The sequence below is a fragment of the Pseudoalteromonas sp. P1-30 genome, from assembly GCF_001400005.1.
Taxonomy (GTDB): domain Bacteria; phylum Pseudomonadota; class Gammaproteobacteria; order Enterobacterales; family Alteromonadaceae; genus Pseudoalteromonas; species Pseudoalteromonas atlantica.
Genome location: NZ_LKBC01000011.1, coordinates 1 through 22,323 on the forward strand (window position 1 = coordinate 1; position 22,323 = coordinate 22,323).

Here is a 22,323-nt window from a genome sequence, read left to right on the forward strand (position 1 = left end):
GACTCCTAAATAGGTGTCTACTTTTATGGAGTCAGATCAGTAAGCTGTAAGCTGTAAAAAATATACAAAAGCGTTGCTCTAGGGCAACGCTTTTTTATTAGCGTTTATTGAATAAAGTACAGTGACTCGTTACATAATAAATTAACCATAAGCGCCACTTGAATATATAAGCTCGTAACTGTGGCTATAAATTTCTAAAATATTGCCAAACGGGTCTTCCATGTAAATCATGCGGTATGGTTTTTCCCCTGGGTAATAATAGCGCGGCGCTTTCATACGCTTTTTACCGCCCGCGGCCACTATTTTATCAGCGAGTCCTGCTACATCAGGGTCTTGTACGCATAAATGAAATATTCCCGTTTTCCAATACTCAAAATTATTTTTTGGGTTTTGCTGATTTTTAAATTCAAATAGCTCAACCCCCACCCTATCTCCTGTTGATAAATGGGCTATTTTAAAACTGCCCCACCCAGCACCAAATACATCAGTACACATTTCACCAATCGGTGATTTATCTTCTGTTATTTGTGTGGGTTTCATAATTAAATACCAGCCCAGCACCTCAGTATAAAACTTAACGGCTTTTTCTAGGCTTGGCACTGACACACCAATATGCGAAAACGTGCGCGGATAAGGCATTGGCGAATCGGCTAAGCCATTTGCTTGCTCGCCTTTATCAGCTGCTTGCAGGTTGGCATTAGCATTTAAACTTGTAAACAGCATAGGCAACGCCGCAGCACCCAATCCCGCAGCCGATAACTTCATAAAGTCTCTGCGGTTTAACTCTTTTTTACTCATGGCATGTTCCTTAACGAAAAGGCGTTAAATGTAATTAAAGGAATTAATTTGCCATGATAAATGAATATAGTAAGGACAAAAAATTATCAAATATGATATTAATGATTACGTTTTGTGATGGTGGTTGGAAGGAGTATTTAATTCATATAGTGTTATTTGAATCAACACTATATGAATTATTGGCTGTAATTATGCAATTGCGCTTTCTCGCATGCTTTTCTCTATGGATAGGCTTTCTCGATATTCAGCAGCTTCTGCTTTCAGCGTCCAATGAACATCTAAAATACCACTCACTTCTACAGCTTGTTTCACTTCAGATATCGTTGTTTTAAAAAACTCTTTTCTTGAGTTAATCTTATTAACTGAGCATAAGTTGAAACGACGATGAAGTTCTTTTTCCAAAGTTGGTGCGTCCTCACTAAATATCATTGCATGAACATCAAAAGAAAACGGGACAGATGCATCTCCAAGCTCTTTAACACGGTCCATTGGTTCTAACCTTCGAGTCATACCTATTTTAAATACTTCTTCACCAAAACTACCAATGTTACTGATGACATAAACATGACCACGTCTAGTTTGTTGTGCCATAGAAATAGCTCTTTGCCCTTTATCCTCAGCTTCTTTTAATTGATTTTCTAAATCAAACAACTTGGCTTCATAGTCAGCTTTTTGTTCATCATTAGCAGCTAAAAGCTCTTCCCTGACTTTTTTTAGCGCTTTTTGAATTAATCGTTCTTCCTTCTCAGCTTCTTTTCTTGCTTTTTCGATATCTCGTAGCGCTTTTTCCTCTTCACGTATCTGTGCCCGAATTTCAGCTTGTTCTTCTCGCTCAATTCTTTTAAGTTCACTGACCGCGACTGCCCACTTCAGCTCTGTTAAACGAGCGTTTAAATACTTTTCATTAATCCGCGCACTACGAAACGGTACGCCATTGTGATTTACTAATGCAAAAGCATCTAAAATTTCTTGGTTTATCTTCCCAAAATTGTCGTGTTTTACTTTGGATAATGCACTATCTACTTTGCCGTTAAAAGCATCAACTACAAAATGTATTGCGTATGTTTTTCTATGGTGCTCGACATAATCGCAATCGCCTGCAAAACCATCTTTAACCATTTGGCGGATGTTTTGACGTATTAATTTTAACTCGACTCCAGCCTCTTTATGGCTAAATTCATCAGCTAAATCATCTAAAACTGAGTGATTTGGTATTATGTAGTCGTCTTTATAGCCATCGATAGTATTTCGCATAGCTTTAATTGCTTGTTCATAGATATCTGCTTTTTCTTTAGCCTCGTAAGCATCACCAGCAATTTCTTTAGCTTGCTTAACTGCAAATGATGTAATTCGATCTGCCTCTTGATTAGCCTCAAGGCGAATTTTCTCAGCTTTTTCTTTTGCTTCTTTAAGCTTTTGGTTCCCTTCGGCTTTATACCCTTTCAGGGTTTCTCTTGTAGTAACAGCTTCTAGTTCAATGTCATTCGCTAAATCCATTGCATTTTGTTTTATAGTCTTTGCTTCCAACTCAGCTTTTTCTAGAAGGTCTTTAATATAGTTTTCTACTTGAATAATTGGGCTGTATTTATCAAGTAACTCTTTATTTTTAATTGATGTGTTCTTAATTTCTGCTTTTGACACATCAAGCTTGTCATTCAATGAATCTATATTTTTTTTAGATTGCTGCTTTAGGTTTTTAACCGTGCTGTACCAGCTAAAACAAATGATTATAACTACAAATGCGAGTATTGAACTAAGAAGTTCCATATCTAAATCCTTTTATTAAATTAACTACAGACCGTATCACAGATTAGCTGTACTTGATAAATGTATAGCAATACAAACCCACTCTTAAAAGCATTTGAAAATAATGGGGCTGGTAGTTTTATAAGAGTTCTCTGTTTAAAATTAAGTGGCTAAATACCAATCTATTTGATAAAAAGATAAAAAAGGAGAATTTAATTTTGAGTAAGGCAATCAAGTTTAGAGTGTATTTAGTCGCATTGATTATATGTGTTATTGGCTTTATGTTTTCACCAGCGAGTAGCCAGTTTTATACAAACCCGTTTTATATTGGCAGTTTTATTTTTGCAATCGCGCTAATTGTGAATGTTATTAATTACTTTTGCCCAAATTGTAAGAAAAACCAGGTAATGCAATCAGCTACTAGCTATCGCCTGCCAAAAAATAAGTGCTATCACTGCGGGGAAGAAATTAACTAGCCTTTTCGGATGGCGCTTCGCTTATCCGACCTACGCGTTTAAATAAGCTGGTGTGGTGGTTTATATAAAGAGTGAGTAATGGAGTTGTGATGTTGGGTTTCGTTACACTCAACCCAACCTACTAGAGAACCTGAGGGGTCAAATCTTGACTTCATACATCATAAATTAATTAGCTATTGATATTCGCCGAAACTTAAATAAGTTACTGTGTCGGATGGCGCTTCGCTTATCCGACCTACGTGTTTAAATAAGCTGGTGTGGTGGTTTACATAAAGAGTGAGTAATGGAGTTGTGGTGTTGGGTTGGGTTTCGTTTCACTCAACCCAACCTACGAATTAACGCCGAGCAGCTTATCGCTTACAGCTAAGCACTTACAGCTGCTCTTTCGCTTTAGCTAATCCCTAAATACTTATGTACCTGCACCGATAAGCGCCAGTTTTTGGCAATACAAGTGTCGATGGCTAATTTGGTGGCTGACACTTTTTGGCTGATTGGCTGTAAGTAAACAAGCTTAGGATTAACACCTGTTTTGGCAAATAGCGCTTCAAGCTCTTCTACGTGCTTTTGCATCGCTACTGGGTGCTTTATCTCGTTTGCACGCTTCATAGCGCTGGTGAGTACTTCGTAGCCGCCGCGCATGTTAATTTTAGGCGATACGGTAACCCAGGTTTGCTCAGGGGCAAGTATTTCAAAGGTGCCGCTGGTTTCTATTTGTGTCGTAAAGCCGTTATCGTGCAATAGCTTACACACTGGGTTTAAATCGTACATACACGGCTCGCCGCCGGTAATTACAACATGCTTGGCTGTATAGCCACGTGATTTAAACAGCTCAAGTACTTGCTCGGCGCTGGCATCGGCCCAATGATCTGAATCGGCTTTTTTTTCTACCGTTTCATCAAGCGATACTTTGTACACGTTATCGACTTCCCAAGTTTGTTTAGTATCACACCATGCGCAGCCCACTGGGCAGCCTTGCAAACGCAAAAATATTGAGGGTGTGCCGGTAAAACTTGCTTCACCTTGGATGGTTTCAAACACTTCATTAATTTTGTACAAAAGAGATCTCACTTACTGCCTAGCTGCAAAATTGCTACTATAAAAGACGAAAAAGCGCTGCCCAAAAATTGTTATTTAAGCTGCGGCCGTGTAGTATATCGCGCCCTGATATAAACCTCTATTAAAACTAAAGAGCAATCCAGATATGACGCAAAAAGTAGTTGTTATTTATTCCGGCGGTATGGATTCGTTTACCGTATTAAATAAAGCCTTACAACAAGGCCATGATGTTTATGCCCTTTCATTTGACTATGGTCAGCGTCATGTTAAAGAGCTTGAAGTGGCTGCAAACGTGTGTGAAAAACTTAATGTTCCACATAAAATTGTAGATATATCAGCTATTAACCAGCTTATTGGCGGCTCATCACTAACTGATGATATTGATGTACCAGAAGGTCATTACGAAGAAGAAAGCATGAAAAGCACCATAGTGCCTAATCGTAATATGATTTTGCTTTCGCTGGCGGTTGGTTACGCTGTGTCTTTAAAAGCGAGCAAAGTGTATTATGGCGCGCATTCGGGGGATCATGCTATTTACCCTGATTGCCGTCCTGAATTTGTACAAAAAATGGATGATGTATGTCGTATTGCTAATTACGACGCTGTAGAAATTTTTAGCCCGTACCTAAATAACACCAAAATTGATATTTTAACCGATGGCATAAAAATGGGCTTAGACTACAGCCAAACATGGACTTGTTATAACGGACGCGAAAAAGCCTGTGGTAAATGTGGCGCCTGCCAAGAACGTTTAGAGGCATTTTCGCTTAATAACGTCACTGATCCAATAGAGTACGAATAACACTATTTAGCTGACGCGCTAGTTACGGGGTTTTCAGTGAAAGCACGGTTAATTTATTAGCGCTGAACGCAAAAAGGCTATCATCTCGATAGCCTTTTTTGTATTTGCTTGTAAATTACAACCAGCGTTTTACTTTGTTTTTATACTCTGTGAATTCTTGACCAAATAATTTGCTAAGCGCCCGCTCCTCAGGAATTATTTGAAAAAACGTTAAATAAGCAATAAACCCAGCAACACATAAAAGTGCCCACAGCGAACTAAGCCAAATACCCCAGCCAGCTAAAATAAACGCAAAGCCTACATACATAGGATTACGTGAAATTTTATATACACCACTGGTTACCAACTTTGATGCTTGCTCGGGCTTATTTGGATTAACTGTGGTACGTGCAAGTTTAAAGCTTACCACTGCGGCTATACAAAATGCGCACCCTATAATGACTAAGCTTGCTGCTAAATAGGCAATAAACGCTGTAAAATCAATCACACTGTAATGGGCTATTAACGCCATAATGCCTGCAAAAACGAGCACGACAATAACCGGAGGTATTTTATTATTTAACATAGCAACTCACTGTATTGATTATAAAATAAAGTTCTATAAGTCTGTAAACACTATACCCGTTTGCATTAATACACAATTAAATACAAGGTTAACGCTGGCATAGAGCGCGTTAAAACTGCTGATTAAAGCAACACAATAAAAATGTTGGCTTTAAAGTCACACGGTTTAATCTCAAATAGACTTATTAATTACGCCATTAGTTATTAAACAATAACGCAGGTGTATCAATGATGAACACAACTCCACGCTGCAATCGACAAATAAAGTTACAATTGTCAGGTTTAACCGCTGCTAAATATGGTTATACTTTATGCAACTGTTAAAACTATAAAAAGGAAGTGGTTATGTCAGGCACTACAATGATAGTACTTATTGTGCTTATATCGGTTGGCTCTGGGGTTATTTACGATATGTACAAAAAGCACCTTGAATTTAAACACAAAATGCAAGATAGCAACCAAGATGCAAATAAACAACTGGCCGAGGTAAGTGCCCAAGTGGTTGCTTTAAAAGAGCGCGTGCAAACGCTTGAGGCCATAGTGACAGACTCAAGCTACACCACAAAAGAAGAAATTAACCGCCTTTAAAAACGATATAAATGTGCATTTTCTGGCTGCTCTATACCGTGGGCAGCTAAAAACCCATCTATAGCTTGGCCGCAACCTTGTGGCGCACGCGAACTATCAATTTCAAAATTAAGCTTATTTGCATGTTGCTTGCCAAGCGAGCACAGCCCCAACACTTTTGGCGAGCGCATTGCCACACTAAGTGCACCAATTTTTTCTACGCAATTGTGTTTACTAAATCGGGCAAACCCTTGGTATTTAAATTGCTCACTCACATACTCATTACTAATATCAACCAGGGCATTAATAAGGCCATGTAAAAAGCTATTTGCGCTGCTATCACTGGTTAAAAATGCAAAGGTTTTATTATTAAATTCAGTAAGCTGACAAGTGTCGCAGTGTAATTTTAAGGTGTATAACCACTGCTGCGAGCTTATTTGCTGCATAGCACTTAGTGATACCTTAGCACCTGCAAATACCACCCGTTTTAATAACTGATCAATAGTATGACGCTCCCCATTGCCCGGCGGCGCGTGTGCAATAACAAGCTCTGCATTTTGTGCCATAACCGGTAAATCATGATGATTATTAAATGGCGTGCTGGTGGTATTATTGCTGTGAGTAAGTTGAAACAGCTCTCTTACTTCGTGCTCTCGCGCTATTTTAAGCGCTAAAAACGCTGTTTGAATAAGCTCGGAGGTTGGTAAGTTTTCCTCTACTATCCAGCGTCTGCCAAACAGTAATTTTTTTGCTGTGCCCTCACCCGCGTAACTACTGGTTTTGTAATTATCGGGGCTGAGTACGGCAACTTGTAAATAAATTTGCTGATCTTTTTGTGCAGCAAGCACTCTAAAGTGCGCTGAAAAATTGATATTTTCTAGTACTTGATTAACGCTTTGTAAGGTGTGTTTATAGCGTAAAAAGTGCTGTGGAACTATCCAGCTGTTATTAGCAAGTTGCACTAATGGAGCATACGAAATTGGCTGCTCGTAGCTGTTTTGCCATTTTTGCTCTGCACTGAGCAGCGGCTCAATGCGACTTTTTTTATCTGACATACATAAACCAAATAAACTCGCGCAAGGCGATATAATCTATGTTGATGTTACGTTTTTGCGCCTTGCATTAGATCACACTATCAGCGCTAAATAAGCCATTTTTAAGCGTCGCTGAGCTTTTTATAATCTGTTATAACTTTTTGATAATAAAGCTCATCTTTATTAAGCATTTTATTATAATGAGTGAGTAACTGTTTAAGGTATTGCTTGTGCGATGCATTATTTAAATCCCACATGCTGTTACCGGTAGATGTGAGCAACCTTGTGCTACGTTGACTTACCTCTATAAGCTCATAATAGCGGTTGTTTTCAGTGATTAATTGCTCGCTTTCAAGGCCAAAGCCTAATTTGGCTAAACCACTGCGCAAATGATAAGTATGGTGTATAGGGCAAACTATAAAGCGGGTGCTTGCTACAGATGCAGCGCAATTGTTTTTAATAATGCCAGTAACAAGTTTTAGTAACAGCTCGCCGCCAACACCTGCAATAACTACAGTATTTAACGCATTTGGAACGAGCTTTATTTCTCTTACATCTTGGCAATGTACTTTATATTGCGCATCACTTGGCAGTGTTTGGCTAATATTTGTAAGGTGCTCGCTCAGCTCGGTCATTATTTTATCTACCACATCTACAAAATTAACCTGTTTTGCAGCGCGGCGCTTTAATAGTGCAATGCCTAAGTAACCATGATCGCAGCAGCAATCCCAAATAACATCAACGGGGTCAGTAATTAACGCATTAATTGCGTTTAAACGCTTACTCAGTTTCATTTAATACCAATTAGCTTAATTAAGTGATCTATTTTGAGGCTGGAAAAACGTGTTGATAGCTAGGCAAAAAATTCGCTTTTAACACAGATAGCGACACGTTTAGCCCCTTAAAATGATTAAGTATTATTGCGAATTGGTATAAGTTGCGGTATGCGCCGTTTTATACACTAACGCTTTTAAGCTTTTATTGCTGTCTACTTCTACAAAACGGGCCGTTGGTGCAAGGCGCTCAACAAATTCTATTGCTCCTTGGGTGTGCTCGTTTATTAAAGCTTTAAACGCATCTTCGCTAAGCTCTGGGCTATTAGCGCATAATAAAAGCTGTGTGGTATCGCACAGTAGTTCGGGCAATCTGCGCAGCACCTTTTGATAATCTTTAGTTAGAATAAAGCTGCCCTTTTGAAAGCTTGGCGGGTCTACAATAATTAAATCAAACGGCGCTGCTTTTTTTAATTTACCAAACGACTTTAAAATATCGTGCGGTAAAAAACTCACTCCGCGCTCAAAACCATTAAGTTGGTGGTTTTGCTTACCTACTTTAAGTACGCCTTTGCTCATATCCATGTTCATAACGTGATCGGCCCCGCCTTGCATTGCCGCAAGCGAAAAACCACACGTGTATGAAAACAAATTAAGTACTTTTGCATGTTTACTATTGGCAGAGACAAACTCACGGCCACTTCGCATATCGGGGAATATTCCGGTGTTTTGGCGGCTTGTTAAATCCACTAAAAAACCAATGCCGTTTTCTTTTACCACATGTGGCGAGGGAAGATTACCATGCACTAAACGATTACTGCTTTGTACACCCGCGCGCTGTTGATACACCAATGCAGATATTAATTCAGGGTGATGCTGCTGCGCCCACGCCCAAAGTGTGCTGGTCAGTGTATTTAACGTAGCGTCGTCAATTTCATCGTACGAAATTAAAAACAAGCTTGGCGGATAAAAGTCTAAATTAATATGGCTTAGCGATGCCACGCTATGGCCGCGGCCATGAAATACGCGGCATAGTTCGTTTTGTAGTAATGGCGCATCTTCAAGCGCGCTTATTAGGGGCGAAAAATCGGGTGTCATTTAGTTAATCAACTGTTGTTGTAGTTCGTGTATTTCGTCGCGTACAGACGCGGCTTTTTCAAATTCAAGATCGCTGGCATAAGCATGCATTTTGCTTTCAAGCTGTTTAATTTGTGTGGCAATTTCTTTAGCACTGAGTATTTTTTTAGACTCTTTACGTACCAGTTTAAGATTATCTTGTGGTGCGGCTTCTTCGCCCACATCCATAATATCGGTGATCTTTTTAACCAAGGCTTGCGGCTCAATGCCGTGCTCTATATTAAAGGCGTGTTGTATTTCGCGGCGGCGCTGGGTTTCGCTAATCGCTTTTTCCATCGATTTAGTTACTTTATCGGCGTATAAAATGGCGCGCCCATCGAGGTGGCGAGCAGCTCGGCCAATGGTTTGAATAAGCGAACGTGCTGAGCGTAAAAAGCCTTCTTTATCGGCATCTAAAATGGCAACTAGTGCCACTTCTGGCATATCTAAGCCTTCTCTTAATAAGTTAATACCCACTAACACATCAAACACACCGGCGCGTAAATCACGAATTATTTCAACGCGTTCTACTGTGTCTATGTCTGAGTGCAGGTAACGTACTTTTACATTGTGCTCGCTTAAGTAATCGGTTAAATCCTCAGACATGCGCTTGGTAAGCGTAGTTACCAGTACTCGCTCACCTTTTTCTACACATTTATAAATTTCTGAGAGTAAATCATCTACTTGAGTGCCTACAGGGCGTATTTCTATTTCTGGGTCTAACAGGCCAGTTGGGCGTATAACTTGCTCTGCTACTTCGCCTGCGCTGCGTTCTAATTCAAAATCACCCGGCGTTGCAGATACATAAATCGTTTGCGGTGCTATGGCTTCAAATTCTTCAAAGCGCAATGGGCGGTTATCCATCGCCGATGGCATTCTAAAGCCATATTCAACTAGGTTTTCTTTACGGCTTCTATCGCCTTTATACATGGCACCTATTTGCGATACGGTTACGTGCGATTCATCGATAATCATTAATGCATCATCAGGAAGATAATCGAGTAATGTTGGTGGTGGATCGCCCGGTGTACGCCCCGACAAATAACGGCTGTAGTTTTCTATGCCCGAGCAATAACCAAGCTCGGTCATCATTTCTATGTCGTATTGTGTACGCTGCGCTATGCGCTGCTCTTCTACTAATTTATTGGCACTTAATAATTGTGCTCTGCGTTCTTTAAGCTCAGCTTTTATTTTTTCTATGGCATCAAGAATTTTTTCGCGAGGCGTTACATAGTGCGTTTTAGGGTAAATAGTGGCGCGAACTATGTGTTTTTCTACCGCACCAGTAAGGGGATCAAAAATACTAAGGCGCTCTATTTCGTCATCAAACATTTCTACGCGTACTGCATAGGTGTCTGACTCGGCAGGAAATATATCAACAACTTCGCCACGTACACGGTAAGTACCACGGCTAAAGTCAATGTCGTTACGGGTATATTGCAGCTCAGCTAAACGGCGCAGCATATCGCGTTGGTCGACCTGTTCGCCTACTTTTAAAAGCAGCATCATTTTCATGTATGAGTCGGGGTCGCCCAAACCATAAATAGCCGACACAGAGGCCACTATTATGGTATCGCGGCGCTCAAGCAGTGCCTTAGTAGCACTTAAACGCATTTGCTCTATGTGCTCATTAATAGAGGCGTCTTTTTCTATAAACGTATCGCTGGCAACCACGTAGGCTTCTGGCTGGTAGTAATCGTAGTAAGATACAAAATACTCAACTGCATTATTAGGAAAAAACTCTTTCATCTCTCCATATAACTGCGCGGCAAGTGTTTTATTATGCGCCATTATTATTGTTGGGCGATTTAAATCGCTAATAATATTGGCCATGGTAAATGTTTTACCTGTACCTGTAGCACCGAGTAAGGTTTGATGCGCAAGCCCGGCTTCTAAGCCTTCTTCAAGCTGTTTAATCGCTGTGGGTTGGTCGCCCGCGGGTTTAAATTGTGACTTTAGCTCAAAGTGATCACTCATTCATTTACTCCGTTACCGTGTTACTACATATTGCATCTAGCTCTTTTACAAACCATTTGTACGCGACTAACCCTGTGAATACATTACCGATTGCAGCGCCAATAAATAAGCCAATTAAGCCACCTAGCATACTGCCTACATAAGCAAAAGGCAGATAAAACACAAACAAACGAATAATACTTAAAAACAATGCATTCATAGGTTTGTGTAAAGCATTAAACGATGAATTTGATAAAATGATCACCCCTTGAAAACCATAACTTAGCGGTATGGTGTATATAAAGAGCTTAATAACATCGATTACAGCTTGTTCTTTACCAAATAATTGGCTTATTACCCCTGACAGCGCAATGAGTAAAATATAAATAGCAAATTGCCATATCATCACAAATTTAAGCGTACCAATGTACGCCTCTTTTACGCGGCCTAATTTACCCGCCCCAAAGTTTTGGCTAACAAAAGGAGGCAATGTCATCGACAAGGCCAGCACTAAAATACTGGCAATTGATTCAATACGGCTGCCCACACCAAAAGCGGCAACCGCTTCGGGTCCATGATTGGCAACGAGTGCGGTCATCACAGCCATTGCTACTGGGGTAAGCATGTTAGCCCCCGCTGCGGGTAAACCTATTTTAAGTACTTTTTTAATTGCACTGGCCGCAGTTTGATTACCGGCTTTTAAGCTTAATAGCCGCTTTTTAACGCCCAGCACATATAAAATAATAATAACCGCTACGCCCCAGGCAATAACACTGGCAATAGCGGCACCTTGAATGCCTAATGCCGGTACTGGGCCCCAGCCAAATATCAAAATAGGATCGAGTATGGCATTAATAAGCCCTGCCCCACCCATTACTATGCTGGGTGTTTTAGTATCGCCACTGGCACGTAATACCGAATTACCTATCATGGGGGTAATTAAAAATACGCTGCCAATAAACCAAATATTCATATACTCATGAATAAGTGGCAGCACTAATTGTCCGGCCCCTAATAAAGTGAATATTGGGTCGATTAGTAAATATCCAACAAACGAAAGTAAAATAACTAATAGTAGCGCCACAATAAGCGACACACTGGCATCAAATCGCGCCTCTTCTATTTTATTACTGCCTAAGGCTTTCGCTATCACCGCTGATGTGCCAATACCTAAACCTATGGCTAGGCTTATTACCGTAAAGGTTACCGGAAACGTAAAGCTTACCGCCGCAAGGGGCTCTGTGCCCAACATACTGATAAAAAATGTATCGACTATATTGAACATCATTAGCGTGACCATGCCAAATATCATCGGGATGGTCATTTTTTTCAATGTAGGCAAGATGGGATCGTTAAGTAAATCTGGGCGTGATTGAGAATGTGAAGTTTCGCGCATGGAATAAATAAGCCTCTTTTACTGAGCGAGCCATTTTAAAGCATCATAGCAATTCAAGCCACGGATTTATCAATGGATTTCATACTAATACTAAAGCAACAATTAAAAAAATAGCTAAAGTTGAATTTTTAAGCATTTGTGCACAAATACGCCCTTAGAGCGCCAAAAAACAATAAGTGAACATTTTTATTACTTTTTTAACATTTAACCCTGCAAATTCGCTGAATTTTTACACAGCGCGGTATTAATCTTTATCGTAACGAATTAATTTACTCATCGTTGCATGGTAATTCAGCATGCATTTATAACCCTATGTTTTTTATAGTAATAAAAAAATCGTTTTAAAAGCTTGAAATCGTTGTAGCGCCCTAAAACTCTGGTCGGGACAGTGTTCTTAAAGTTTCATAAACAGAGTTATCCACAGAAACCGTGGATAACTCAGCTGAGCCCGCATTTATAAAGGCTTGCACGCTGGCTAAAATTCAGCTCAGGTCCAACCTTTGCTCAAAGTTAAAGTTAAAAACTTATCAATGCTTGCAAACAAAAAATTAAGCTAAGCCAAATCTTTGTGCCTAATACAGCTATAAGTGACTTAATTAGTTAACGCAAATATTTAGCAACTTATTGATTGTTTTGTTTTTGTACAGCTTTTTAAAATAAAGTTTTCAGCCACGGCTTTATTAGTTTAACCCCTCTTAAATACCGTAATACGAAAAAACTACCCTGCTGGATTTTTTAAAAAGATCTGCTAGCTAAATTTATACTCGGTTTTATGACAACCAGGTTAAATACAAATTTACTGATTTGCCGCGATAAATTTTGTCTCAGCGGCATTTTTTTACACATAAATTAAACAATGGCTATTTTATCGGCGCTGTTTTTTTCGTATTGGTGTGAGTCTAAATAGAGATTTACCGCCGTGTTTTGCATAAATAGAGTTATAAAATGCGCAGATCGAACATAAAAACAACGAATAAACTTCTTTTTTAAATTTATGACTTTTATATGTTGACACTTTGCGGCTCCATCATTAATATTTCGCCCCGTTGAAAGGCATGACGCTTCCCCCTTAGCTCAGTTGGTTAGAGCGACGGACTGTTAATCCGCAGGTCCCCCGTTCGAGTCGGGGAGGGGGAGCCAATCATAAGAATTTCATAGACATTTCAGTAATTTTCCACTACTCTTCTGCTTTATAACTAAAACATAATATCTATTCTAATGTGTTGCTATTAGTTGAATGATCAAGGACCTGATTCCTTTCCTTTTGAACTATTAAAAGATTGATAACATGGCTGGCTTTAAAAAACTTATTTTTATACAAATCCTGTCTTGGCTTGTATGTGTTGCGGCTGGAAGCTACTTCATATCTGTAAGCTTTAATAATGCAGTAAGTGAAGCACAAACTTCAGCGCAAACCAGCGTAACACGTTACATTAACAGCTTAACTAGTGATGAGCTTTCGCCTGAAAGTATAAAAAAAGCGATTGGCGATGGTAAAACGTTTTCAAGCTTTATACTAAGAGACTACCAAGGGGCTGAGGTATTTTCAGTTAACTCCCCTACCCAGCTACCCATGTTTGCTGAATTTATTCAATCTAGCTTTAATTCTGTTCGCCCACAGTTTGCCGTTAACGACGCTGCAGATATAAAAGTAGAATTTACCCTCAACATTGATCGTTTAGCGCAGCAGCTACAAACCTCGTTATTTATAGTTATATTTATTTCTGCTTTTTTAGTGATTATTCCTATTATATTAATGAAGTCTATTTTTCATAGCTTAAATAAAAATATCAGCATGACCGTTGCCGATGTAATAGACATTTACATTAACCAGAATCAAATTGGCGACGACTTAGACACCGCACTTGATGCAAGTAAAATGAAAAAGCTAGGTAAAGATTTAGTCCCGAGCTTTAATCGCCTTTCGCATTTTTTAAAAAATAAAAATGATGATATTCAAAACGCTGCCCTAAGTATCAAACAAGAAGCCTATAAAGATGTAATTACTGAATTAGGTAACCGTAATATGTTTGTTGAATATTACGAAAAACACATCGAGAACAGTGAGCGCAGTACGTTTGGTTCGTTAGCGCTTGTACGCTGTAGTGAGCTGCAAACTATAAATCAAAGCCGTGGCTACCAAAAAGGTGATGACTACGTTAAAGGTGTGGCGGATATAATTAAGCATATAAGCGGCACTTACACCGGCAGCCAAGTATTTAGGCTAAATAGCTCAGACTTTGCCGTTGTACTTCCTAATACCCCACTTAAAGAAGCAGAGCGTTTTGGTGAAAACCTGCAATCGCGCTTTACTCAATATCAACAAAATCAAGAGCTCAGCTCTGTGGCTAACACAGGTATTGTGGGCTACGAAAAAGGCAAACCGCTGGGTGAGCTATTATCGGTTGTCGATAACGCAATGAGCATGGCGCAATCTAAGCAAGTAAATGCATGGCATGTGCAGCGCGAAACCGATTTAGTTAATAATGTAAGTGCTGGGTTTGGTAACCAAAACTGGCGTAAAGTGATTAACGAAGTAATTGAATCAAAACGTGTTCACTTAGTAATGCAAAATATTATGCCGCTGGGTAAAAGCATTAAGGCGTATGCAGAGATACAAGTGCGCTTTAAAACCGAAGATAACCAAGTGCTTCCTACGGCCTCGTTTTTGGCCATGGCTGAAAAACTCGATATGGCCATAGAAATTGACCGCTTAATTATTGACTCTTCACTTGAAAAAATTAAAAGCCGTAACCTCTCTGAAAAGTTTTTTGGCCTGAATGTAACCGCCTCAAGTGCACATAACGATCAATTTGTTATTTGGTTAGAGCGCCGCTTATTAAAAGATACGCATATAGCCTCTAAATTAGTATTTGAAGTAAGTGAGTTTGGCCTACAGCAAAATATTAAAGCCAGTAAACGTTTTATTGATATGGTGCATCGCGTAGGTGCCCGCGTAACGGTTGAACGCTTTGGTGTTGGACTAACGTCGTTTAAGTTTTTCCGTGATTTAAAACCAGACTTTATTAAAATGGATGCAAGTTACACCCGCGGCCTAGAAGATGATAAAAACAATCAATACTTTATGCGCCTAATGGTTGATTTAGCCCACCGCATTGGTGTGAGTGTGTTTGCAGAGGGCGTTGAAAGCCAAGAAGAAAAACACATTGTAGAAACGCTTTGCCTAGACGGCGTACAAGGTTATTACATAGAAAAACCTAAAGATATTTAGCACCTACCCTTAATTAAAGTAAAAAAGAGCACATGTGCTCTTTTTTGCGTTTAGCTGTTTAATTTTTCGCTTACTTTAAAATCACATAAATTTTACAGCTTTGTGATCGCTTAATTATTTTACTGTGTTTATTTAACTGATAACGACTCGCATATGTTGTTTATCGGGGCAGAAAAAAGGATAATACACAGGATTTTAATAGCGCGAGGCACACATGACAGAATATGTCTTGTTATTGATTGGAACCGTTCTAGTTAATAACTTTGTATTAGTACAATTTTTAGGCTTATGTCCATTTATGGGTGTATCAGGCAAGCTTGATACCGCTATTGGTATGTCTTTAGCAACCACGTTTGTGCTTACCCTTGCCTCTGTTACAAGCTATTTAGTTAATCAATATATTTTAGCGCCGCTAGATATCGAATTTTTACGCACCATGAGCTTTATTTTAGTGATTGCCGTTGTGGTGCAATTTACTGAAATGGTTGTGCGTAAAACTAGCCCGACTTTATACCGTTTACTGGGTATATTTTTACCGCTGATCACCACTAACTGTGCGGTATTAGGTGTTGCGCTTCTTAACATAAAAGAAGATCACACCTTTTTACAATCGGCCGTGTATGGTTTTGGCGCAGCCGTTGGCTTTTCATTAGTACTTGTATTATTTGCAGCGCTGCGCGAACGCCTTGCTGCTGCAGATGTTCCTACCCCGTTTAAAGGCGCCTCAATAGCCATGATCACCGCCGGCTTAATGTCGATGGCGTTTATGGGATTTACCGGATTAGTGAAGTTTTAATATGACCTTAATGTATGCCTTGATAGCGCTTGGCTCGCTAGCGCTTGTTTTTGGACTTATTTTAGGCTTTGCAGCTATTCGCTTTCGTGTAGAAGGCGACCCAATTGTTGAGCAAATAGATACCATTTTACCGCAAACCCAGTGTGGCCAGTGTGGCTATCCGGGCTGTCGTCCCTACGCTGAGGCAATTGCCAACGGGGATGAAATTAATAAATGCCCTCCAGGCGGTGAAGCAACGGTTAAAAAGCTGGCCGATTTAATGGGCGTAGAGCCTAAACCGCTTGCTGGCGGCGAACAAGCAGAGCCGATAAAAACAGTGGCCTATATTCGCGAAGACGAGTGCATAGGCTGTACTAAGTGTATTCAGGCATGCCCTGTGGATGCCATTGTTGGTGCTACACGCCAAATGCACACTGTACTAATAGAAGAATGTACCGGCTGCGATTTATGTGTAGAGCCCTGCCCTGTAGATTGCATTGATATGCTGCCTGTAGCCGAAACAAAACAAAACTGGAAATGGCAACTTGATGCTATTCCTGTCACGCAAATAGATTAGAGGTTTGAGTGGAAAAGTTACTTGAACAAATTAAAAAAGGCACTGTTTGGGCATTCCCGGGCGGCGTGCATCCACCACAACAAAAAACACTCTCTAACAGTGCGCGTATTGCTAGGCTTCCTCTACCTGATAAGTTAGTTGTACCAATTAAACAGCACATTGGTGCTAACGGTAAATTAATTGTAGAAAAAGGCCAACAGGTATTAAAAGGCCAAGCACTTACCGTGCCCGTTGCAAATTGGTCTGTGCCTGTACATGCGCCCAGCTCTGGCACCATAACAGATATTACCTCTATGCCTTCGGCGCATCCATCGGCTTTACCTGAGCTAAGTATTATTATTGAGCCTGATGGCAAAGATCAATGGTGCGAACTAACCCCAACACCTAACCCGAGTGAGCTTAGCCACGATGAATTAGTCGATATAATTCATCAAGCAGGTATAAGTGGTATGGGTGGAGCAGGCTTTCCTACTTATGTAAAAGCCGATATAAAACAACCTATTGAGTTTTTAATTGTTAATGCTGTTGAGTGCGAACCATACATAACAGCCGACGATGTGTTAATGCGTGAACATGCCAAGCAAGTAGTGCAAGGCATTGAGCTAATGCAACAAATTTTAAACCCGACACTGTGTATTGTTGGCATTGAAGATAATAAGCCCGAAGCCATAGCGGCTATGAAAAGTGCCGCAGAGCACAACGCCAATATTGTTATTCAAACGGTGCCTACTGTTTATCCATCGGGTGGCGAAAAACAATTAATTAAATTACTTACAAACCGTGAAGTACCCAGTGGCGGTATTCCTGCCGATATTGGTATTTTAGTGCACAACACAGGAACTTTGTTTGCTGTGCAACAAGCGGTGTACGAAGGTAAACCGCTTATAGAGCGGGTTGTTACAGTAACAGGTAACACCATTCATAATGCAGGTAATGTATGGGCATTATTAGGCACCGAAGTTAAGCACCTGCTTGATTGCCAAGGTTTTTCACCCGTACCCCAGCAGCGCGTTGTAATGGGCGGGCCGATGATGGGCTTTACCTTACCGACTGTGCGTATTGGGGTAATTAAAACCACCAACTGTATTTTAGCCCCCGATCATAAAGAGCTCGTAGAGCCTGGGCCTGAAAAAGCCTGTATACGTTGTAGTGCCTGTGCAGATGCCTGCCCTGCTTCGTTATTACCGCAGCAATTACAATGGTTTGCAAAATCAAAAGAATACGACAAATTACAAGAGCACAACTTATTTGATTGTATTGAATGTGGCGCGTGTGCGTATGTATGCCCAAGCGAAATTCCATTGGTGCAGTATTACCGCGTAGCAAAAGTAGAAATAAAAGAGCAGCAAGCCGAAAAAATTAAAGCCGATAGAGCAAAAGAGCGCTTTGACGCCCGTAAAGAACGCCTAGAGCGCGAGCAACAAGAACGTCAAAACCGCCATAAACGTAAACCAGCGGCAAAAACATCAGATGAAAAGCAAAAAGTAGCGGATGCCCTTGCCCGCGTTAAGAGCAAATCATCAGATGGCGATGAAAAATCAGCTGTAGCCGCTGCAATTGCCCGCGCCAAAGCAAAAAAACAGCAAGGTGAAGAGCTAGAGCCAGATAACAGTGAAGTAGCTAAAGAGCGTGCACTACGTAAAGAAAAAGCACGTAAATATAAAGAACAAAAAGCTGCCGAGGGCGAGTCATCACCAACACCTGATGATAAAAAGTCAGCCGTAGCTGCTGCTATTGCCCGCGCTAAAGCGAAAAAAGCAGCGCAAGCTGAGCAAAGTGCAGAGCCACAAAGCAATGAAGCAACCGCCGCAACTGATGATAAAAAAGCAGCGGTAGCTGCTGCTATTGCCCGTGCTAAAGCGAAAAAAGCGGCGCAAGCTGAGCAAAGCGCTGAGCCACAAAACGATGAAGCGCCCGCCCCAGCTGATGATAAAAAAGCTGCGGTAGCTGCTGCTATTGCCCGTGCTAAAGCTAAAAAAGCGGCGCAAGCTGAGCAAGCAGCAGAACCACAAAGCGATGAAGCTCGCGCCCCAGCTGATGACAAAAAAGCAGCAGTAGCTGCTGCTATTGCGCGTGCTAAAGCTAAAAAAGCGGCGCAAGCTGAGCAAGAAGCAGAGCCACAAAGCGATGAAGCCGCCGCGCCCGCAGATGATAAAAAAGCAGCGGTAGCTGCTGCTATTGCGCGTGCTAAAGCTAAAAAAGCCGCTAAAGCGGCTGCGCAAGCCCAGCAATCAGATGAACCAAGTGCTGCTGAGCAAACAGGTGAAGTTGAGCCTGAAAACTCACAAACACACTCTCCTGCTGATGACAAAAAAGCGGCCGTAGCAGCTGCTATTGCCCGCGCTAAAGCTAAAAAAGCCGCTAAAGAAGCTGAGCAACCAGCAGCAAGTGAACACAGCAATGAGCCACAAACCAGCAGCGGTTCAAACTCTGAGAAAACGGCCTCTGAGCAAACTGCTGCAGAGAAGAAAAAAGCCGCCGTGGCCGCCGCAATAGCACGCGCCAAAGCTAAAAAGTTACAAAAAGAAGGAAATGATCAGTCATGAAATTAACCATGGCCAGTTCGCCGCACAACCATAGCCATAAGTCGTTAACGCGATTAATGCTAACCGTAATTGCTGCGTGTATTCCTGGGCTAATAGCGCAAGTGGTATTTTTTGGGACTGGCGTACTTATTCAGTTAGTACTGGCACTTGTTGCTGTAAGCGTATTTGAAGCAGCCATTATGTTAATGCGTAAACGCCCTGTTTGGCCTGCATTGAGTGATGGTAGTGCTTGGCTTACTGGTGTGCTGTTAGCACTGAGTATTCCGCCGCTGGCGCCTTGGTGGGTCATTATTATTGGCTGTTTATTTGCCATTGTGATTGTAAAGCAACTTTATGGTGGGCTTGGGTTTAACTTATTTAACCCAGCAATGGCCGCATACGTACTACTTTTAGTCTCTTTTCCGGTGCAAATGACCGCTTGGTTACCCGTTACCGATTTACTTAACGCCCCAATTGGCTTTATTGACCAACTACGCCTTATATTTACTGATTTTACCGCTCTGGGCTTTAGTGTTGATCAAGTCCGTGCCGGCGTTGATGGCCTCACCATGGCCACCCCGCTTGATACAGTTAAAACCGATGTAGCACATGGTCTAACCGTTAGCGAAAGTATGCAAAAACCGATTTTTTCTCAATGGGCTGGGCTTGGTTGGCTATGGGTTAACCTAAGCTTTTTAGCCGGTGGTTTATACCTTTTAAAAGCTAAAATTATAAACTGGCATATTCCAGTAAGCTTTGTAGGCTCACTAGCGCTGTGCAGTGCCATTGGCTATATTGCCGCGCCGGGTACCGAGCCGGGTATGGTATTTCACCTATTAAGTGGCGCAACCATGATGGGCGCATTTTTTATCGCCACCGATCCTGTTTCGGCTGCAACCACCAATAAAGGGCGCTTAATTTATGGCGCGCTAATTGGCTTGTTGGTGTATTTAATTCGCACCTTTGGTGGCTTCCCAGATGCGGTAGCCTTTAGTGTATTATTAATTAATATTGCTGTACCGCTGATTGATTACTACACCCAACCACGCACTTATGGCCACGGAGCAGTAAAATGATTATTTCATCAATGGCTAAAAATGGCGCGATATTAACGGCCTTTGCACTGATAACAACAGGCTTAGTTGCCTCAATTGATGCCTTTACCGCCGATAAGATTGCCGAGCAAGAACGCTTGCAACTAACCTCACAATTACAAGAGGTATTAAACCCAAGCAGCTACGATAATCAGCTCAATACAAATTGCGTAATTATGAGCGATGAACAACTGGGTCCTTACCCCGAGCAAGTTATTTACCGCGCTTATAAAAATCAGCAACCTGTTGCACTTGTAATAAGACACGTAACACCTAGTGGTTACAGTGGCGATATTAACTTATTAACCGCCGTACTTGCTGATGGCACCATTGCCGGCGTTCGCACTACTAAGCACGAAGAAACGCCCGGCTTAGGCGACAAAGTAGAAGTTAAAAAGTCGCTATGGATCACTACATTTAACGATTTAACGGTTCAAAGTGAAGACGATGCCCGTTGGGCGGTAAAAAAGGATGGTGGCCAGTTTGACCAATTTACCGGTGCAACAATTACCCCTCGCGCCGTGGTTGGCTCGGTAAAAAATGCCGTATTATTTGCAAAAACTAACTTTGACGCCATTTTTAAACAGCCTAATGCTTGCCAAGAGGTAACCCAATGAGTGAGTTAAAAACCTTATACAAAGAAGGCGTATGGGCTAATAACCCCGCGCTAGTGCAGCTACTCGGTTTATGCCCGCTTTTAGCTGTTACATCAACTGTAACCAACGCGCTTGGCCTAGGGTTAGCCACTTTATTAGTTTTAGTAGGCTCTAATATTACTGTTTCTGTTGTGCGTAATTGGGTGCCTAAAGACATTCGTATTCCGGTATTTGTAATGATTATTGCAGGCTTTGTGACCATAGTTCAGCTACTTATGAATGCGTACACCTTTGGCTTGTATCAATCATTAGGCATATTTATTCCACTAATAGTAACTAACTGCGCCATTATTGGCCGTGCAGAGGCATATGCCTCTAAAAACCCTGTGCACCTGTCTGCATTCGATGGCCTAATGATGGGCTTAGGCTTTATGGCCGTACTGTTAGTGCTAGGTGCAATGCGCGAACTGATAGGCCAAGGTACATTATTCGATGGAGCCGATTTGCTTCTAGGGCCATGGGCACAAAGCCTACGCTTGGAAATATTTAGTTTCGATAGCCAGTTTTTACTCGCTATTTTACCACCCGGCGCCTTTTTAGGGCTTGGGCTGCTAATAGCAGCAAAAAATGTTATTGACGCACAAATAAAATCAAAACAAGTAACGCCGCCAGAAGCCGAAAAAGGCCCACGCGCACGTGTTACTAGCTTAACTTAAGGGGAAAACGCATTAACGCTATTAGCTAATGCGTTTTAAGTTGCATGAATAAAGAAAAACGTCACCAAATACTCTCGCGCTTGCGCGAGCAAAACCCGCATCCAGAAACCGAGCTTGAATATTCAAGCCCATTTGAGCTACTAGTAGCCGTTACGCTCTCTGCACAAGCCACCGATGTAGGGGTAAATAAAGCCACCCGTAAATTATTTCCGGTTGCTAATACGCCACAAGCCATTTTAGATATTGGCCACGATGCGCTTCGCGATTATATAAAAACCATTGGCTTATTTAATTCAAAAGCCGCAAACGTGTACAAAATGTGCCAAATATTGGTTGACCAACATAACGGCATTGTTCCCGAGAACCGCGAAGCTCTAGAAGCCCTACCCGGTGTTGGCCGAAAAACCGCAAATGTAGTACTCAACACAGCCTTCGGCTGGCCGACCATTGCCGTAGACACGCATATTTTTCGTGTTTCAAACCGCACCAAATTTGCTATGGGCAAAGATGTAGTCGCCGTTGAG

The 22,323-nt window shown here is 41.3% G+C and carries 19 protein-coding genes, 1 tRNA gene and 1 pseudogene; 11 read left to right on the top strand and 10 right to left on the bottom strand.

Annotated features, from left to right (window positions below; genetic code table 11):
• Nucleotides 1-141 precede the first annotated feature (141 nt).
• The 4 genes and pseudogenes from AN395_RS14465 to queE all read right to left on the bottom strand — a co-directional run bounded on the left by AN395_RS14465 (nt 142) and on the right by queE (nt 4,076).
• On the bottom strand, nt 142-639 hold the full coding sequence (locus AN395_RS14465; protein ID WP_054983476.1) for a lactoylglutathione lyase family protein: 498 nt from the start codon (nt 637-639) through the stop codon (nt 142-144).
• Between the two features lie 78 nt (nt 640-717).
• Nucleotides 718-798 (bottom strand): annotated as a pseudogene (locus AN395_RS19770) (twin-arginine translocation signal domain-containing protein); the annotation flags it as partial.
• Nucleotides 799-987: 189 nt separating this feature from the next.
• Nucleotides 988-2,565: a DUF4041 domain-containing protein gene (locus AN395_RS14470; protein ID WP_054983405.1), complete on the bottom strand. Its 1,578-nt coding sequence runs from the start codon at nt 2,563-2,565 to the stop codon at nt 988-990.
• Between the two features lie 845 nt (nt 2,566-3,410).
• Nucleotides 3,411-4,076 carry a 7-carboxy-7-deazaguanine synthase QueE gene (queE, locus tag AN395_RS14480; protein ID WP_004589468.1) on the bottom strand — a complete coding sequence of 222 codons (666 nt, stop codon included), beginning with the start codon at nt 4,074-4,076 and terminating at the stop codon, nt 3,411-3,413.
• 145 nt (nt 4,077-4,221) lie between these two features.
• Between queE and queC the strand changes: the two genes are divergently transcribed.
• Nucleotides 4,222-4,878: a 7-cyano-7-deazaguanine synthase QueC gene (gene queC / locus AN395_RS14485; RefSeq protein ID WP_004589469.1), complete on the top strand. Its 657-nt coding sequence runs from the start codon at nt 4,222-4,224 to the stop codon at nt 4,876-4,878.
• 115 nt (nt 4,879-4,993) lie between these two features.
• Here queC and AN395_RS14490 read toward each other — a convergent pair whose 3' ends face one another.
• Nucleotides 4,994-5,443, bottom strand: coding sequence for an isoprenylcysteine carboxylmethyltransferase family protein (locus AN395_RS14490; protein ID WP_004589470.1), 450 nt, complete (start codon nt 5,441-5,443; stop codon nt 4,994-4,996).
• 344 nt (nt 5,444-5,787) lie between these two features.
• Here AN395_RS14490 and AN395_RS14495 point away from each other — a divergent pair, with 344 nt between their 5' ends.
• On the top strand, nt 5,788-6,030 hold the full coding sequence (locus AN395_RS14495; RefSeq protein WP_024034198.1) for a hypothetical protein: 243 nt from the start codon (nt 5,788-5,790) through the stop codon (nt 6,028-6,030).
• Here the strand turns inward: AN395_RS14495 and AN395_RS14500 are convergent.
• From AN395_RS14500 to AN395_RS14520, 5 genes are all read right to left on the bottom strand, one after another.
• On the bottom strand, nt 6,027-7,064 hold the full coding sequence (locus AN395_RS14500) for a hypothetical protein (RefSeq protein ID WP_054983407.1): 1,038 nt from the start codon (nt 7,062-7,064) through the stop codon (nt 6,027-6,029). The two genes, AN395_RS14495 and AN395_RS14500, sit on opposite strands and share 4 nt — an antisense overlap.
• A gap of 101 nt (nt 7,065-7,165) precedes the next feature.
• Nucleotides 7,166-7,837: a tRNA (adenine(22)-N(1))-methyltransferase TrmK gene (locus AN395_RS14505; protein WP_054983408.1), complete on the bottom strand. Its 672-nt coding sequence runs from the start codon at nt 7,835-7,837 to the stop codon at nt 7,166-7,168.
• A gap of 123 nt (nt 7,838-7,960) precedes the next feature.
• Nucleotides 7,961-8,914 (bottom strand): class I SAM-dependent methyltransferase, encoded by a 954-nt coding sequence (locus tag AN395_RS14510; protein ID WP_054983409.1) that lies wholly within the window; start codon nt 8,912-8,914, stop codon nt 7,961-7,963.
• A complete protein-coding gene (gene uvrB, locus AN395_RS14515) occupies nt 8,915-10,909 on the bottom strand; it encodes an excinuclease ABC subunit UvrB (protein WP_054983410.1) in 1,995 nt (664 codons plus the stop codon).
• A 4-nt stretch (nt 10,910-10,913) separates the two neighbouring features.
• Nucleotides 10,914-12,284, bottom strand: a complete 1,371-nt coding sequence (locus tag AN395_RS14520) for an MATE family efflux transporter (RefSeq protein ID WP_024034193.1) — start codon at nt 12,282-12,284, stop codon at nt 10,914-10,916.
• 1,063 nt (nt 12,285-13,347) lie between these two features.
• Here AN395_RS14520 and AN395_RS14525 point away from each other — a divergent pair.
• The 9 genes from AN395_RS14525 to nth form a co-directional block, all read left to right on the top strand.
• Nucleotides 13,348-13,424 (top strand) — tRNA-Asn (locus AN395_RS14525).
• 148 nt (nt 13,425-13,572) lie between these two features.
• The gene (locus AN395_RS14530; RefSeq protein WP_054983411.1) at nt 13,573-15,516 is read left to right on the top strand and encodes an EAL domain-containing protein; all 1,944 of its coding nucleotides are present in this window, start codon (nt 13,573-13,575) and stop codon (nt 15,514-15,516) included.
• A gap of 214 nt (nt 15,517-15,730) precedes the next feature.
• On the top strand, nt 15,731-16,312 hold the full coding sequence (gene rsxA, locus AN395_RS14535) for an electron transport complex subunit RsxA (protein ID WP_004589478.1): 582 nt from the start codon (nt 15,731-15,733) through the stop codon (nt 16,310-16,312).
• Between the two features lies 1 nt (nt 16,313).
• A complete protein-coding gene (gene rsxB / locus AN395_RS14540; protein ID WP_004589479.1) occupies nt 16,314-16,868 on the top strand; it encodes an electron transport complex subunit RsxB in 555 nt (184 codons plus the stop codon).
• Between the two features lie 8 nt (nt 16,869-16,876).
• Nucleotides 16,877-19,414 (top strand): electron transport complex subunit RsxC, encoded by a 2,538-nt coding sequence (gene rsxC, locus AN395_RS14545; protein ID WP_054983412.1) that lies wholly within the window; start codon nt 16,877-16,879, stop codon nt 19,412-19,414.
• The gene (gene rsxD, locus AN395_RS14550) at nt 19,411-20,469 is read left to right on the top strand and encodes an electron transport complex subunit RsxD (protein WP_054983413.1); all 1,059 of its coding nucleotides are present in this window, start codon (nt 19,411-19,413) and stop codon (nt 20,467-20,469) included. Before rsxC ends, rsxD begins: the two co-directional genes overlap by 4 nt.
• Nucleotides 20,466-21,104: an electron transport complex subunit RsxG gene (gene rsxG / locus AN395_RS14555; protein WP_054983414.1), complete on the top strand. Its 639-nt coding sequence runs from the start codon at nt 20,466-20,468 to the stop codon at nt 21,102-21,104. Before rsxD ends, rsxG begins: the two co-directional genes overlap by 4 nt.
• Nucleotides 21,101-21,799, top strand: coding sequence for an electron transport complex subunit E (locus tag AN395_RS14560; protein ID WP_004589483.1), 699 nt, complete (start codon nt 21,101-21,103; stop codon nt 21,797-21,799). The genes rsxG and AN395_RS14560 overlap by 4 nt, the downstream gene beginning before the upstream one ends.
• A gap of 44 nt (nt 21,800-21,843) precedes the next feature.
• On the top strand, nt 21,844-22,323 hold a 480-nt coding region (gene nth / locus AN395_RS14565), incomplete at its 3' end, for an endonuclease III (protein ID WP_235576582.1).

Excerpts from the sequence above, each read along its gene's own strand:
- AN395_RS14465 (WP_054983476.1), bottom strand. The coding sequence starts at position 639 with ATGCCTTATCCGCGCACGTTTTCGCATATTGGTGTGTCAGTGCCAAGC.
- AN395_RS14470 (WP_054983405.1), bottom strand. The coding sequence starts at position 2,565 with ATGGAACTTCTTAGTTCAATACTCGCATTTGTAGTTATAATCATTTGT.
- queC (WP_004589469.1), top strand. The coding sequence starts at position 4,222 with ATGACGCAAAAAGTAGTTGTTATTTATTCCGGCGGTATGGATTCGTTT.
- AN395_RS14490 (WP_004589470.1), bottom strand. The coding sequence starts at position 5,443 with ATGTTAAATAATAAAATACCTCCGGTTATTGTCGTGCTCGTTTTTGCA.
- AN395_RS14495 (WP_024034198.1), top strand. The coding sequence starts at position 5,788 with ATGTCAGGCACTACAATGATAGTACTTATTGTGCTTATATCGGTTGGC.
- AN395_RS14500 (WP_054983407.1), bottom strand. The coding sequence starts at position 7,064 with ATGTCAGATAAAAAAAGTCGCATTGAGCCGCTGCTCAGTGCAGAGCAA.
- AN395_RS14505 (WP_054983408.1), bottom strand. The coding sequence starts at position 7,837 with ATGAAACTGAGTAAGCGTTTAAACGCAATTAATGCGTTAATTACTGAC.
- AN395_RS14510 (WP_054983409.1), bottom strand. The coding sequence starts at position 8,914 with ATGACACCCGATTTTTCGCCCCTAATAAGCGCGCTTGAAGATGCGCCA.
- uvrB (WP_054983410.1), bottom strand. The coding sequence starts at position 10,909 with ATGAGTGATCACTTTGAGCTAAAGTCACAATTTAAACCCGCGGGCGAC.
- AN395_RS14520 (WP_024034193.1), bottom strand. The coding sequence starts at position 12,284 with ATGCGCGAAACTTCACATTCTCAATCACGCCCAGATTTACTTAACGAT.
- AN395_RS14530 (WP_054983411.1), top strand. The coding sequence starts at position 13,573 with ATGGCTGGCTTTAAAAAACTTATTTTTATACAAATCCTGTCTTGGCTT.
- rsxA (WP_004589478.1), top strand. The coding sequence starts at position 15,731 with ATGACAGAATATGTCTTGTTATTGATTGGAACCGTTCTAGTTAATAAC.
- rsxB (WP_004589479.1), top strand. The coding sequence starts at position 16,314 with ATGACCTTAATGTATGCCTTGATAGCGCTTGGCTCGCTAGCGCTTGTT.
- rsxD (WP_054983413.1), top strand. The coding sequence starts at position 19,411 with ATGAAATTAACCATGGCCAGTTCGCCGCACAACCATAGCCATAAGTCG.
- rsxG (WP_054983414.1), top strand. The coding sequence starts at position 20,466 with ATGATTATTTCATCAATGGCTAAAAATGGCGCGATATTAACGGCCTTT.
- AN395_RS14560 (WP_004589483.1), top strand. The coding sequence starts at position 21,101 with ATGAGTGAGTTAAAAACCTTATACAAAGAAGGCGTATGGGCTAATAAC.